16 protein-coding genes and 1 tRNA gene are annotated in these 13,010 nt (G+C 74.0%); 7 read left to right on the top strand and 10 right to left on the bottom strand.

What is annotated here, in order from left to right; translation table 11 throughout:
- Nucleotides 1-44: 44 nt before the first annotated feature.
- Nucleotides 45-890, bottom strand: a complete 846-nt coding sequence (gene rsmI, locus WBK50_RS02460; RefSeq protein ID WP_341334029.1) for a 16S rRNA (cytidine(1402)-2'-O)-methyltransferase — start codon at nt 888-890, stop codon at nt 45-47.
- A gap of 24 nt (nt 891-914) precedes the next feature.
- On the opposite strand from rsmI, the gene WBK50_RS02455 reads away from it, so the two are divergent.
- Entirely contained in the window at nt 915-2,543 is a 1,629-nt protein-coding gene (locus WBK50_RS02455; protein WP_341334028.1) for a dolichyl-phosphate-mannose--protein mannosyltransferase, read from the top strand.
- 4 nt (nt 2,544-2,547) lie between these two features.
- Here WBK50_RS02455 and WBK50_RS02450 read toward each other — a convergent pair whose 3' ends face one another.
- Entirely contained in the window at nt 2,548-3,369 is an 822-nt protein-coding gene (locus tag WBK50_RS02450; RefSeq protein WP_341334027.1) for a DMT family transporter, read from the bottom strand.
- 95 nt (nt 3,370-3,464) lie between these two features.
- Between WBK50_RS02450 and WBK50_RS02445 the strand changes: the two genes are divergently transcribed.
- On the top strand, nt 3,465-4,079 hold the full coding sequence (locus WBK50_RS02445; protein ID WP_341334026.1) for a helix-turn-helix domain-containing protein: 615 nt from the start codon (nt 3,465-3,467) through the stop codon (nt 4,077-4,079).
- Nucleotides 4,080-4,083: 4 nt separating this feature from the next.
- On the opposite strand, the gene WBK50_RS02440 is transcribed toward WBK50_RS02445, so the two are convergent.
- From WBK50_RS02440 to WBK50_RS02415, 6 genes are all read right to left on the bottom strand, one after another.
- Complete coding sequence (locus WBK50_RS02440) at nt 4,084-4,677, bottom strand: hypothetical protein (RefSeq protein WP_341334025.1); 594 nt, start codon at nt 4,675-4,677, stop codon at nt 4,084-4,086.
- A gap of 144 nt (nt 4,678-4,821) precedes the next feature.
- Nucleotides 4,822-4,897: transfer RNA gene (locus tag WBK50_RS02435), tRNA-Ala, on the bottom strand.
- 44 nt (nt 4,898-4,941) lie between these two features.
- Entirely contained in the window at nt 4,942-6,174 is a 1,233-nt protein-coding gene (sepX, locus tag WBK50_RS02430; RefSeq protein WP_341334024.1) for a divisome protein SepX/GlpR, read from the bottom strand.
- Nucleotides 6,175-6,441: 267 nt separating this feature from the next.
- On the bottom strand, nt 6,442-7,125 hold the full coding sequence (locus WBK50_RS02425) for a GNAT family N-acetyltransferase (protein ID WP_341334023.1): 684 nt from the start codon (nt 7,123-7,125) through the stop codon (nt 6,442-6,444).
- Nucleotides 7,126-7,136: 11 nt separating this feature from the next.
- Nucleotides 7,137-8,360, bottom strand: coding sequence for a molybdotransferase-like divisome protein Glp (glp, locus tag WBK50_RS02420; protein WP_341334022.1), 1,224 nt, complete (start codon nt 8,358-8,360; stop codon nt 7,137-7,139).
- Between the two features lie 5 nt (nt 8,361-8,365).
- Nucleotides 8,366-9,253: a UTP--glucose-1-phosphate uridylyltransferase gene (locus WBK50_RS02415; protein WP_341334021.1), complete on the bottom strand. Its 888-nt coding sequence runs from the start codon at nt 9,251-9,253 to the stop codon at nt 8,366-8,368.
- 244 nt (nt 9,254-9,497) lie between these two features.
- Between WBK50_RS02415 and WBK50_RS02410 the strand changes: the two genes are divergently transcribed.
- The 4 genes from WBK50_RS02410 (at nt 9,498) to mscL (ending at nt 11,644) form a co-directional block, all read left to right on the top strand.
- Nucleotides 9,498-9,992: a 5-formyltetrahydrofolate cyclo-ligase gene (locus WBK50_RS02410; protein WP_341334020.1), complete on the top strand. Its 495-nt coding sequence runs from the start codon at nt 9,498-9,500 to the stop codon at nt 9,990-9,992.
- A gap of 57 nt (nt 9,993-10,049) precedes the next feature.
- Complete coding sequence (locus tag WBK50_RS02405) at nt 10,050-10,394, top strand: FmdB family zinc ribbon protein (RefSeq protein WP_341334019.1); 345 nt, start codon at nt 10,050-10,052, stop codon at nt 10,392-10,394.
- A 148-nt stretch (nt 10,395-10,542) separates the two neighbouring features.
- The gene (locus WBK50_RS02400; protein ID WP_341334018.1) at nt 10,543-11,199 is read left to right on the top strand and encodes an SAF domain-containing protein; all 657 of its coding nucleotides are present in this window, start codon (nt 10,543-10,545) and stop codon (nt 11,197-11,199) included.
- Between the two features lie 25 nt (nt 11,200-11,224).
- The gene (gene mscL, locus WBK50_RS02395) at nt 11,225-11,644 is read left to right on the top strand and encodes a large conductance mechanosensitive channel protein MscL (RefSeq protein WP_341339267.1); all 420 of its coding nucleotides are present in this window, start codon (nt 11,225-11,227) and stop codon (nt 11,642-11,644) included.
- A 13-nt stretch (nt 11,645-11,657) separates the two neighbouring features.
- Here mscL and WBK50_RS02390 read toward each other — a convergent pair whose 3' ends face one another.
- A complete protein-coding gene (locus WBK50_RS02390; protein WP_341334017.1) occupies nt 11,658-11,828 on the bottom strand; it encodes a hypothetical protein in 171 nt (56 codons plus the stop codon).
- Between the two features lie 95 nt (nt 11,829-11,923).
- Here WBK50_RS02390 and WBK50_RS02385 point away from each other — a divergent pair, with 95 nt between their 5' ends.
- The gene (locus WBK50_RS02385; protein WP_341334016.1) at nt 11,924-12,352 is read left to right on the top strand and encodes an antitoxin; all 429 of its coding nucleotides are present in this window, start codon (nt 11,924-11,926) and stop codon (nt 12,350-12,352) included.
- A 33-nt stretch (nt 12,353-12,385) separates the two neighbouring features.
- On the opposite strand, the gene WBK50_RS02380 is transcribed toward WBK50_RS02385, so the two are convergent.
- Nucleotides 12,386-12,880, bottom strand: coding sequence for a MogA/MoaB family molybdenum cofactor biosynthesis protein (locus WBK50_RS02380; protein ID WP_445942337.1), 495 nt, complete (start codon nt 12,878-12,880; stop codon nt 12,386-12,388).
- Nucleotides 12,881-13,010: the final 130 nt, after the last annotated feature.

The following is a 13,010-nucleotide window of genomic DNA, read 5'->3' as shown; positions in this document are numbered from 1 at the left end:
GAGTGACGAAGGACTCAGGGGGTGCAGACGTCCGTGCCTCGTTGTCAGGTGGCGGTGAGGGTGGCGTTGTAGAGGTCCCGCTTCGGGACCCCCGCAGCGGTCGCCACGGCTGAGACCGCGTCCTTGAGGCGTTCGCCGTCCGCCACCCGTTCCTGGACCGCACCGACCAGGCTCTCGACGGTCGGGGCCTCGCTGGGCGCGGCGCCCGCGAGCACGACGGTGATCTCGCCGCGGACCTCCACCGAGCCCGCCCACTCCAGCAGCGAGGCGAGGGTCCCCCGCTTGACCTCCTCGTAGGTCTTCGTCAGCTCTCGGCACACCGCAGCCGGGCGCTCCCCGCCGAGCACCGTGACCGCGTCCGCCAGGGTGTCCGCGAGCCTGCGCGGGGACTCGAAGAACACCACCGCCCGGGACTCGGTGAGGAGCGTGCCCAGCCACGCCCGGCGCTCGCCACCCTTGCGCGGGGCGAAGCCCTCGAAGCAGAACCGGTCGCACGGCAGGCCGGAGAGGACCAGCGCGGTCGTCACGGCGGACGGGCCGGGCAGGCACGTCACCGGCAGGTCCTCGGCCGCGGCCGCGGCAACCAGGCGGTACCCCGGATCGGACACCGCGGGCATCCCCGCGTCGCTCACCACGAGCACGGTGCTGCCGGACCGGACCGCGTCCAGCAGGCCGGGCATCCGCGCGGCCTCGACGGCGTCGTAGTGGCTGATCACTTTTCCCGTCACCGTGACGTCCAATGCGCTCGCCAGGTGCCGCAACCGTCGGGTGTCCTCCGCGGCGATCACGTCCGCCGTCGCGAGGGTCTCGCGCAACCTGGCCGACGCGTCCCGGGCGTCGCCCAGGGGTGTGGCCGCGAGGACCAGCCGACCGGCGTTCGTGCGTTCCATGCCCGGCAGCCTACGATCGGCCCGATGCGACCGACCGGCGTGAGGGGCGACTCCACCGTCTCCCGGGCTGCGACCGAGACGGTCGTCGACGCTTCCGAGGTGCCCGGCGTGGCGCCCGCCGGCAGCCCGCCACCCCTCGCCGCGGTGGAGCCCGGTGCTCCCCGCCTCGGCCCGCCGCACCCCACGGACACCGTGCGCGGCTGGCTGGTCGCGATCGGGCTGACGATCCTCGGCGGCATCCTGCGGTTCTCCGGCCTGGGCTACCCCACGGACGGCGGCACCCCGGTCTTCGACGAGAAGCACTACGTCCCGCAGGCCTGGCAGATGCTGGGCAACGGCGGCGTCGAGGACAACCCGGCCTACGAGCTGGTCGTGCACCCGCCGCTGGCCAAGCAGCTGATCGCGCTCGGCGAGCTGGCGTTCGGCTACGACGGCGTCGGCTGGCGGGTGTCCGCGGCACTGTGCGGCACGCTCTGCATCCTGATGATCGTCCGGGTCGCGCGGCGGATGACCGGGTCGACGCTGCTCGGCGGCATCGCGGGCGTCCTGCTGATCTGCGACGGCGTGAGCCACGTGCAGTCCCGGATCGGCATGCTCGATGCCTTCCAGGCCTTCTTCGTGCTCGCCGCGTTCGCCACGCTCATCCGGGACCGGGACGACGTGCGCGAGCGGATGGCGGTCGTCGTCGCCGAGGGGCGGATCGGGGACTCGCCGTTCGGCCCGCGGCTCGGGGTGCGCTGGTGGCGGCTCGCCACCGGCGTGCTGCTCGGGCTCGGCTGCGGGGTCAAGTGGTCCGGCGTCTACTGGGTGGTCGCGTTCGCGCTCCTCGTGGTCCTGTTCGACGCGACGGCACGCCGGGCGGCAGGCGTCGAACGTCCCTGGGTCGGGACGCTGCGCCGCGACGTCGGGCCGGGGATCTGGGCCCTCGCGGTCGTCCCGGTGATCGCCTACCTGTCCTGCTGGTGGGCCTGGTTCGGCAGCGAGACCGGCGTCGACCGGCACGCCGTCGGGGACCAGGTCGGTACCGGCGGTCCCTGGTCGTTCCTGCCGGACGCGCTGCGCTCGCTCTGGTACTACAGCGGGCACGTGCTCGCGTTCCACGAGGGCCTGGACACCCCGCCGAACAGCCCGCACCCGTGGGAGTCGAAGCCCTGGACGTGGCCGATGGGGCTGCGCCCGATGCTCTACTACTACGAGTCCGGCACCGACGTCCGCGGCTGCGGCGCCGCTGACTGTACGAGCGCGGTCATGCTCGTCGGGACGCCGGCGCTGTGGTGGCCGGCGATCCCGGTGCTGCTCTGGAGCGTCTGGCGCGCGGTCACCCGGCCGGACTGGCGCTACGCCGCGGTGCTGGTCGGCTACGGCGCGGGGTTCCTGCCGTGGTTCCTCAACATCGACCGGCAGATGTACTTCTTCTACATGACGCCGGTGGCGCCGTTCCTGGTGCTGGCGACGGTCCTGGTCATGGGCGACATCCTGGGCCGGGCGCCGCGGACCGCGACCTCCGAGCGACGGCAGACGGGCCTGCTGGTCATCTCGCTGTGGGTGGGGCTGACCGTCGCGAACTTCGCCTGGCTGTGGCCCATCCTGGTCGGGCTGCCGATCACCCCGGAGCACTGGCAGGCGGAGCTCTGGCTGCCGTCCTGGCGCTGAGTTCTCAGCCGCCCGTCGCGAGCAGGACCGACGCCCCCAGGGCGAGCGCCACGCTCGTCAGCTGGACGCCGGTGAGCCGTTCCCGCAGCACCGCGCGGGCCAGCAGCACGACGGCGACCGGGTACAAGGAGACGATCACCGCCGTCACCCCGAGCGATCCCACCCGCGTGGCCAGCAGGAACAGCACGTTCGCCGCCGTGTCCAGCAGCCCGCTGACGACCATGAGCCCGGGCTTGGCCGGCACGCCCGCCCGCCGGACGACCAGCACGATCGCCAGCAGCGTGACCGACGTGGCCCGGCCCGCGAGGAGAGGCCAGAGCCCGGAGTCCTCGGGCGTGAGGTCCAGGGCGATGAAGAACAGCCCGAAGCCGGCCCCGGAGGCGATCCCGAGCAGGATCCCGCTCAGCGCCGCCGGCTCGCGCCGGGACCCGGCCGTGGCCAGCACGATCGCGACCAGCGCGAGCACCATCGCCCCGATCGTCACCGCCCCGGGGCGCTCCCCCGCCACGATCCCGATCAGCAGCGGCAGCCCCGCGCCGACCACCGCGGAGAGCGGCGCGACGGTGCCCATCGGCCCGACGGCGAGCCCGCGGAAGTAGAGCAGCAGGCCGCCGACCCCGGCGAGACCCGCCAGCGCCCCGATGCCCGCGGCGGACCAGCTGAAGACGCCGGGCAGCAGTAACACCGCCGGGACCAGCAGGATCAGACCCGCGAGCTGCGCGACGGCCGTCACGACCAGGACGGGAGCCCGACGGGAGGCGAGGCCGCCCGCGAAGTCCGCGAACCCGTAGGCGACGGCGGACGGGACGGCGAATCCGGCGCTCACGGGGCCGGTACAGCGGACTGGACTACAGAGAACACGATGATGAACCTAACATGGGGTTCAACAGAATATCCTTCCTGGTACGGCAGAATGTTCCCGTGCAGTCCTCCGATGAGGTCGCGGCGGCCGTCGGCCGCAACGTCCGGGCCCTCCGCACCCGACGGCGGATGACCATCGACGCGCTCGCCGCCGCCGCCGGCGTCAGCCGCGGAACGGTGATCCAGATCGAGACCGCCCGCGGCAACCCGAGCATCGGCACCCTGGTGCACCTGGCCGAGGCGTTGCGGGTGGGCGTCGCGTCGCTGGTCGACGGCGACGCGGCGCCCCGGGTGGTCGTGCGGCGCGCCGAGCAGGCGGTGCCGCTGTGGAGCAGCGACGCCGGGAGCACCGCGGTCTTCCGGATCGGGACGGACCCGCCGGACGTCGTCGAGCTCTGGGACTGGACGTTGCAGCCGGGGGACTCCTTCGACGGCGAGGCACACCCCATGGGCACCGCCGAGGTGCTCTCCGTGCTCGAGGGGCGGCTCGGCCTGCGGGTCGGGACGGCGGAGCACGAGCTGGACACCGGGGACACGCTGATGTTCCAGGCCCACGTGCCGCACCGGTACTCCGGCGCGGGCGCGGAGCCCGTGCGGTTCACGATGGTGGTGGTCCAGCCCGGCGACGCAGGTCTGGTCCCCCCGGGCGCGATCGCGCAGGCGGTCGAACAATAAGGGCCTAGCAGCCGTCGAGCCGCAGCGGACTGTGCACCGGGTCCACCGAGAGCGTCACCTCGTCGACGGTGGAGCGATAGCCGCAGTCCACGCCCGCCACGACCTCGACGACCGTGCCCGCCGCCGTCGGGGCACCGAACCGGAGCGTCGTGGGCGCCGCGCCCTCCGAGAGCCCCACCCAGACCGGCGCATCCTGCTCGAACGGCCCACTGCCCGCCCGGACGCGAACCGAGTAGCGGACCGGGTCGGCGGCGAGGGTCTCGCTCTCGACGAGCACCAGCCGGACCCGCGAACCGGGCGGGGCCGGGACCTCGCGCAGCACGGCCTCGCCCGGCAGGAAGCTGATCGACAGCCAGCTGAACGCCACCCACACCAGGGCGACCAGCAGCCCGGCGCCGCCCACCAGGACCCGCACGAGGCCGCGGCGCACCCGCAGCGTGATCCACAGGGTCACGAGCACGACGGCGAGGGTGCCGAGCACGCCCGCGTACCAGGGCGCGAGGCGGAGGTGGAACGGGTCCGCCAGGGCGAACGCCGCCAGTGCCAGGACGACGAGCGCGACGGCCCCGAGCACGGGCCGGGTGCGGCGGGTCGTCACGCGGGCTCACCTCTCCTGGTCACGATCTGAGCGGCGGAACGGACCCGGGGCGTAGGTTCCGCCGCCGAATCGCGATCACCGTCGGCGGAAAACGAGAACCGCCACCATCCGAAACGCGGATGATGGCGGTCTGTGAGGGGGTGGTGGTGGAGCTGAGGGGAATCGAACCCCTGACCTTCTCGATGCGAACGAGACGCGCTACCAACTGCGCTACAGCCCCATGCCTGCCCGTCTTCCGGCGGGCAGGAAGAACCATATCAGCCGCTATTCACCGGCCGCACGGCGGTAGGCACTCGCCCCCGTCCCGGCGTCCGCGACGAGGCCGTCCTCCTCCTCGTCGACGTCCACGAGCTGCGTTCCCGCAGGCAGCGGTGGCGGCGGGGCCGGCTGCAGGCGCGGGAGGGCGGACTCCACCTCGGCCCCCGCGGGGTCCTCGTCGGCGGAGCGGGCCGTGCGCCGGCGGGCGGGCAGGACGCCGATCGGCTCACCGGTCCCGCGCACGCGCTCGGGTGTGACGTCGTCGGTGGTCCAGGCCTCGTCGTCGGCGTCGTCGTCGGCCTCGTCGTCGGACCGGTCCTCGTCGACGTCCGCGGCCGAGACGTCGGACTCGTCGTAGTCGTAGTAGCCGGCATAGCCGTCGTCCTGCGCCCGCGCGGCGGCCTCCTTGCCTCGACGGGCCCAGTCGTCGAGTTCGGGGTCGTCGGCCGCGGAGGGGCGCCGCGTGCCGGCCATCCGCGCGGCCCGGCGCTCCCGGATCGCCTCCTCCATGCGGACCTGGCGTCGCAGGTACACCAGGTAGCTGACGAGCGAGACGTCGATCAGCGCGTGCGGCCACCACAGCGCGGGCAGCGCGATCACGGCGATCAGCGCGGTGGCCACCGCGCCGACCAGCAGGCCGATGACGACACGCTGGCGGAACGCGTAGCGGGCACGCGCGGTGAGCGCGGCCGCCTCGGCGTCGAACCCGCCGCGGCCGGGACGGTAGCGGGCGGGCGGGCGCTGCCACTCGCGCTCCTCCGCGTCCCCGGGGCGCTCGGCGGGATCGACGCCGCGCGATCCCGCAGGCTCCTCCTCGGGCTCCCCGTCGTGCGCGTCGAGCTCGAGCTCGTCGTCCAGCTCGCCGTGGAGGTCCCGGTCCTCGACCCGGTCGGTGTCGCCGTGGTCCGGAGGTGCGAGGACGTCCTCCTCCGCCCGGGCCGCCGAGGTCCGTGCCCCGGCCGCGACCGGGACGCGGGCCGTGGGGACCCGTGCCGCCGCGGCCTGGGCGGGCTCGGGCCGCGTCGTGTCGGCACGTGCCGCCCGGGACTCCGTCGGGATGTCGGACTCGTTCATCTGGTCCACCTCCTGGATCCGGTGCCGCACCGGCCGCGCGAGCACCCGGCCGGCGAGAGCGGCCTCGCTGGGCCGGGCCACCTCCTGCTGGCGCCGTGCGACCGCGGGAACGAGGATGAGCAGCCAGACCACCACGAGGCCCACGAAGATCAGAGAGCTGGGCACGGCTGCTTCCTCCCCCGAACGGCGCAGTCGAAACGTCCCCCTGCCGCGCCCCCGCGAAGATCACCTCGCGAGAAACCGCCGCAGAGATCACGCCCGGACCTTCACGGTAGTGATCCCGAACGCGGGATCAGGGAAGCGACGCGCCGTAGTCACCCGGATCTCCCACGATTCCACCGGGACGGGGGTGGCTGATGGTGTACAAGTGGGTGCGGTCCGTGAATACGGACCGTGATGCAACCGTGATCAGCCGAGATCCACGCAGGGACCTCAGACGCGCGAGGCACGCCCTTCGGCGACGAGCCGCGCGGCGAGGCCGCCCTGCGGCAGCTCCTCGACGGTCTGGGCGAAGCAGAGATGGTCCCGCCACGCGCCGTCGACGTCGAGGTAGCGCCGGAAGAGCCCCTCCTGCCGGAACCCGAGCTTCGCCAGCACCCGCAGGCTCGCGCCGTTCTCCGGGCGGACCGTGGCCTCGATCCGGTGCAGCCCGACGGCGGTGAAGCAGTGGTCGACGACCATCGCGACGGCCGCCGTCGTCACCCCGCCGCCGTTGACCCGGGCGTCGCACCAGTAGCCGACGTAGGCCGACAGCAGGGGTTCGCGCACGACGTTGCCGACCATCACCTGCCCGACCAGCCGGCCGTCGAGCAGGATCGCGAAGGGCAGGGCCGCGCCCCGGCGGGCGGCGCCGCGCAGCAGCCACCAGCGCCCGGGCCACTCCACAGGGGCGTTGCGCCGGGCCCAGCCACCGGGCGTGGTGGGCTCCCAGGGCGTGAGGTGCTGCTCGTCCCGCAGCCGGATCTCCGACCAGGCCGACCCGTCGGAGAGCTTCACCCCGCGCAGCGTGACCACACCGGCGGGCACCCGTAGCGGACCGAGCCCGGCGGGCCAGCCGGGGTGCCGGCCGACGTTCTCCGGCAGGCCGTGGCGCGGGTCGGGCCGGCTGTGTGCCACCTGCCGGCCCGTCAACGACGCGACGAGAGCAGGGCGACGTCCACACGCTCGTCGACGGTCGCGTCGATGACGTCCTCCCCCACGACGATCATGCCGTTGGCCTCGGCCAGGGAGGACAGCAGATGGGTGCCCGCGACGGCGAGGGGCTGCACGAGGTAGTCCCCCGTCGCCTGCTCACGCAGCAGCCGTCCGCGCAGGTAGGAGCGCCGGCCCTCGGGCGAGGAGATCGGCGAGGTGAGCCGCGCGGAGACCGTTTTGCGGTGGGGCTCGGCGCCCAGCCCCACCCGGATCACCGGGCGGACCAGGACCTCGAAGAGGACGAGCGCGGTGGCCGGGTGGGCCGGGAACAGGAAGGTGGGCACGGCGTCGCCGCCCAGCCGGACGAACGCCTGCGACGAGCCGGGGTGCATCGCCACCCGGGTCGCGTCGATCTCGCCCAGCCCGGCGAACGCCGCCTTGGCCTCGGCGCCGGCGTTCCCGCCCGCCCCGCCGGCCACGACGATGATCTCGCTGACGGGCAGCAGGTCCTCCACGGCCGCGCGCAGCTCCCGGGCGTCGCAGCGGACGGTCCGGGCCCGCGCGGTCTCCGCGCCGCACTCCCGGGCGGCCGCGGTGAGGGCGTGCGAGCAGATGTCCGGCACCTGCCCGTTCGACGGCGGGCGCGCCACGTCGACGAGCTCGTCCCCGACGGAGACGACCGAGACGCGCGGACGCGGGTGCACGAGCAGCTTGTCCCGGCCGGCGGCCGCGAGCAGCGCGACCTGGGCCGCGCCGACGATCGCGTCCCGGCGCACGGCGACGTCGCCGGGCTGGACGTCCTCGCCGACCCGGCGCACGAAGGACGCCGAGGGCACGCCGCGGAAGACCTGCAGGCGGGCCGAGCCGCCGTCGGTGTTGTCCAGCGGCACGACGGCGTCCGCGAGGGTGGGCAGCGGCGCCCCGGCCGTGACGCGCACGGCCTGGCCGGGCTGCAGGCGCAGCGGCTGGCGCGATCCCGCCGGGATCTCCCCCACGACCGGGATGCTCACGGGCTCCGCCTCGGTGGCACCCGAGAGGTCCACGCTCCGCACGGCGTACCCGTCGATCGCGGCCTGGTCGAAACCGGGCATCGGCCGCCCCGTCACGACCTCCTCCGCGCTGCGCAGGCCCTGCGCGTCCGAGATCGCCACCCTGACGGGGGCGGGCCGGACCGCGATCTCCAGGACCCGGCGGAGCTGCTCGTCGACCGTCCGCACCCTCGCTAACCCTCCAGACGCGCGGCGAGCCAGCTGCGCAGATCGTCACCGTAGTCCGGATGCCGCAGCGCGAAGTCGACGAACGCGCGGACGTAGCCACCCGGATTGCCGAGATCGTGCCGCCCGCCCCGGTGGACGACCACGTGCACGGGGTGTCCCTCGTCGATCAGCAGCTGGACCGCGTCGGTGAGCTGCAGCTCACCGCCGCTGCCCGGGGTGATCCGGCGGAGCGCGTCGAAGATCGCGCGGTCCAGCACGTACCGGCCGGCCGCGGCGTAGGTCGACGGCGCCTCCTCCGCGGAGGGCTTCTCGACCATCCCGTGGACCTGCTTGACGTCCGGGTCGTCGGTGTCGGAGACGTCGAAGACGCCGTAGGGCGAGATCTGCGCCTTGGGGATGTCGAAGGCGCACAGCACGCTGCCGCCCTTCTCCGCCCGCACCTGCGCCATCCGGCCGAGCACCCCCGTCGGCAGGACGAGGTCGTCCGGCAGCAGCACCGCGATGGCCTGCTCGTCGTCCGCGAGGGCCTGCTCGGCCTGCGCCACGGCGTGCCCCAGCCCGAGCGGCTCGTACTGGTACACGGTCTTCACCGCCAGCAGCGACGGCGCCCGGCGGACCGCGGCGAGCTGCGCGGTCTTGCCCTTCTCCTCGAGGTTCTTCTCGAGCTCGGGCGCCGGTTCGAAGTACGCGGCCACGGACTCCTTGCCGGGCGAGGTCACGATCAGCAGCTGCTCGGCGCCGGCCTCGGCGGCCTCCGCGGCGACGAGCTCGATGCCCGGCGTGTCGACCACGGGCAGGAGCTCCTTGGGCACGGACTTGGTGGCCGGCAGGAACCGGGTGCCCAGTCCCGCGGCGGGAACCACGGCCGAGCGGATGTCGGAGGGCGCGCTCATGGTCGGCGAGCCTATCGGCGCCCCGGGTACCGACGTGCCACGGCACGCTCGACAGGGTGAGGATCTCGACGAGGATCGACGCGAAGTCCACCCCGTGGTGGCACCGGAGGGCGGCCCATGACCGGCGGATCGGGTGACAAGACCCACAGTCGGACCCGCGACGACCGCAAGGCGGCTTCCGGCGACGGCTGATGGCCGCCCGCCGCGCCCTCCCCCGGAGACCCGTACGGCCCACGCCGAGGCGTTGCGCCCGCACGTGCTGGCGCTCGCCGCGGGCGCCGGCGAGACTGTCTGCGCCTATCTCCCGATCGGGTCGGAACCCGGCTCGGCCGCCCTCCTCGACGCGCTGCGGGCCGCGGGGCACGAGGTGTTGTTGCCGGTCGTCCCGCCCGCGCCCGGCCTGCTGGACTGGGCGCGCTACACCGGTCCGGAGGACGTCGGCGCAGGTCCGCTGGGTCTGCGCGAGCCGCTCGGCCCCCGGCTCGGGGTCGGCGCGATCGGTCGCGCAGCGCTCGTCCTGGTGCCGGGGCTGGCCGCGGACCGGAGGGGCGTCCGGCTCGGCCGGGGCGGCGGCTACTACGACCGGACCCTGCCCGGGACGCGGCCGGGGACCCCGCTCGCCGTCCTGCTGCACGAGGGCGAGCTGGTCGACGCTCTCCCGGCGGACACCTACGACGTGCCCGTGACGGCGGCTGTACTGCCGGTTCGCGGAACCGTTCCGCTGGGGAACATCCACTGACCCGGGGGGGTTATGCTGGCACTCGCCGTCTCGGAGTGCCAGTTCCCGGAGGATCCCGTGCCCACCTACCAGTACGCCTGCACCGCCTGCGACCACAGGTTCGAGGCGGTCCAGTCCTTCTCCGACGATGCACTCTCGGTGTGTCCGCAGTGCGGCGGGAAGCTCCGCAAGGTCTTCTCCTCCGTCGGCATCGTCTTCAAGGGCAGCGGCTTCTACCGCACCGACAGCCGGGCCGGGGCCGTCCCCTCGAGCTCCTCGAGCTCCTCGAGCTCGGACTCGTCCGCCGGCTCGTCGGACGGCTCGTCGTCGAAGTCCGAGTCGAAGTCCTCGTCGAGCTCGACGTCGTCCTCGGACACGAAGTCCGCCAGCACCTCGAGCTTCCCCGCCGCCGCGGCATCCTGACACGCCCGCCCGGCGCCCCCACGGCGGAACGTGCCGGACACCCGGAGTTGTCCACAGGGCCTGTCCACGATCCACAGGCCGGCCGCTGACCCCGTGCGCAGCACCGTCGTACCCCTAGCCTTCGACGATCGAGGCGCAGGGGGTAGTGGTGGACGAACGGGTGGGCGGGATCGCGCCGCGCTGGCGGCATCGGGCCGGTGAGTTCCTGCACGCCCCGGGCTGGCGGCTGAGGGCCGTGCTCCGTCGTGGCCTCGCCCTCGTGCTGCTCGTGCTGGCCGGGATCCTCGCGCTGACCCCCGCCAGGCCCGGCGTCGACGTCGTCGTGGCCGGTCGGGACCTCCCGCCGGGCTCCACGATCTCTGCCGCGGACGTGGTCCTGCGCAGCTGGCCCGCCGATCTCGTGCCGGCCGGGGTGCTGCGCGCCACGGCCGACGTCGACGGGCGGGTGCTGGCCGGCGCGGCCCGCGCCGGGGAACCCCTCACCGACCTGCGCCTCGCCGGGCCCGCGCTCGCCGCCGGCGCGACCGGGCTGCCCGACGCAACGGGGGTTCCCGTGCGACTGGCGGACCCGGACGTCGCGGCCCTGCTCGGGCCGGGGAGCCGGGTGGACGTCGTCACCACGGCCGCGGACGGCGCCGAGGCGGTCCTGCTCGCCGCCGATGCGGTGGTGCTCACGGTCCTGGCGGACGACGGACGCGGCGCCGCAGGTCGCGGCCGTCTCGTGCTCGTGGCGCTGCCGAGGGAGATCGCGACGCGTGTCGCCGCTGCGTCGCTCTCCGCTCAGGTGGCCGTTACCCTCCGATGATCGAGATCATCCGAGGGGGATGCACATGCTCAAGGGGTTCAAGGATTTCATCCTGCGCGGCAACGTCGTCGACCTGGCCGTCGCGGTCGTCGTCGGCGCGGCGTTCTCGGCGCTCGTCACCGCGTTCACCGCCGGCATCATCCAGCCCCTGGTCAACACGATCACGCCGCCGACGAGCCCGGGCCTCGGGCTCCAACTGGTTTCCGGCAAGCCCAGCGCGTACATCGACTTCGCCGCCGTCATCACCGCCGCGATCAACTTCCTCATCGTCGCCGCGGTCGTCTACTTCGTGATCGTGATGCCGCTCAACGCGCTCAAGAACCGGCGCAAGCGGGGCGAGGAGCCGGGCCCGGCCGAGCCGACGGACGTCGTGCTGCTCGCCGAGATCCGGGACCTCCTCCGGGCGCAGGCCGCGACGGAGGGGGACGGCAGGCACCAGGCGTGACCTGAGGGCGTGGTCAATCGGTGTCGACGTGATGCGGCGGCCGGTTGGCCTTCAACCACTCCTCGTCCGCCCGTCGGGCGCTGGGCCGCTCCTCGTCCGCCAGCTCGTCGCGGGTCACGGACGGCAGCGCGTCCCCGAAGATCTCGTCCAGCTTGCGGCGCACCTGATCCGGCAGTTCTGCCATTTCTCCATGGTGCCGTATCCGCCGGGCCGGTCGATTCGGTGCCACCATGGTCGTCAGTGGCCCGACCGGCGGGCTGACGAGAACCGGGGGACACCATGGGATTCCTGGACAAGGTGAAGGAGATCGCGGACACCGCCAAGGAGAAGGCCGGGCCGTACGCGGAGAAGGCCAAGGAGAAGGCCGGGCCATACGCCGAGAAGGCCAAGCCCTACGCGGAGAAGGCGGCCGTCAAGGCCAAGGCGGGCCTCGGCAAGGCCGCCGAGAAGGCGGACAAGGCCACCGGCGGCAAGTACAGCCAGCAGATCGGCACGGTGAAGGGCAAGGTCGGCGAGGTGCTGCACCGCGGCACCCCCGGTTCGGCGGACCCTGTCCCGAACGTGGGGACGCCGTCGGGAGGCCCGACGCCGGCCGCGCCGACCGGGACCACCGGCACCGCGGACACCCCGACGTCGACGGGGACGCCGATCACGCCCTCGGCCCCGGCGGCGGGTCGCGACGACACCGACGAGGGCAGGAAGGCCTGATCCGGAATCCCGGCCGCAGCGTCGCGGCCGGAGTCAGTCCTCCGCGAGGCCGGAGAGCTCACCGATCACGTGCGCGACCAGGGGGCTGAGCGTCGCCATGCCGTCGCGGACCGCGGCGCGTGAGGACGCCAGGTTCACCACCAGCGTGCTACCCGACACACCGACGAGCCCGCGGGACAGACCCGCGTCGACGGCACCCGCGGCCAGCCCGGACGCCCGGATCGCCTCGGCGATGCCGGGGATCGGCCGGTCCAGGACGCCCGCGGTCGCGTCGGCGGTGACGGCCCGCGGGGACACGCCGGTGCCCCCGACGGTGATCACCAGGTCCACGCCACCGATCACGGCGGTGTTCAGCGCGTTGCGGATCGCGACGGCCTCTCCGGGGACGACGACGACGGCGTCGACGACGAGGCCGGCCTCTTCGAGCAGTTCCTTGACCAGCGGGCCCGTGGCGTCCTGACGTTCGCCATGGCTCACCCGGTCGTCGACGATCACCACGAGGGCACGGCCGATCTGAGGTGGCGCCATCTCCATGTGCTCACCGTAGTAGGGCGTGGACCGGAGTACGGCGGGGGGCCGCGCCGACGCAGGGAGGGGGTTCCGGCGCCGACGCGGCCCTCGCGAGTCCCGGTGCGCGGGGCACCACGATCCGGGACAG

It is taken from the genome of Pseudonocardia sp. T1-2H, assembly GCF_038039215.1.
Taxonomy (GTDB): domain Bacteria; phylum Actinomycetota; class Actinomycetes; order Mycobacteriales; family Pseudonocardiaceae; genus Pseudonocardia.
The sequence above is the reverse complement of the archived record's forward strand: the minus strand, read 5'-3'. Positions and strand labels throughout refer to the sequence as shown.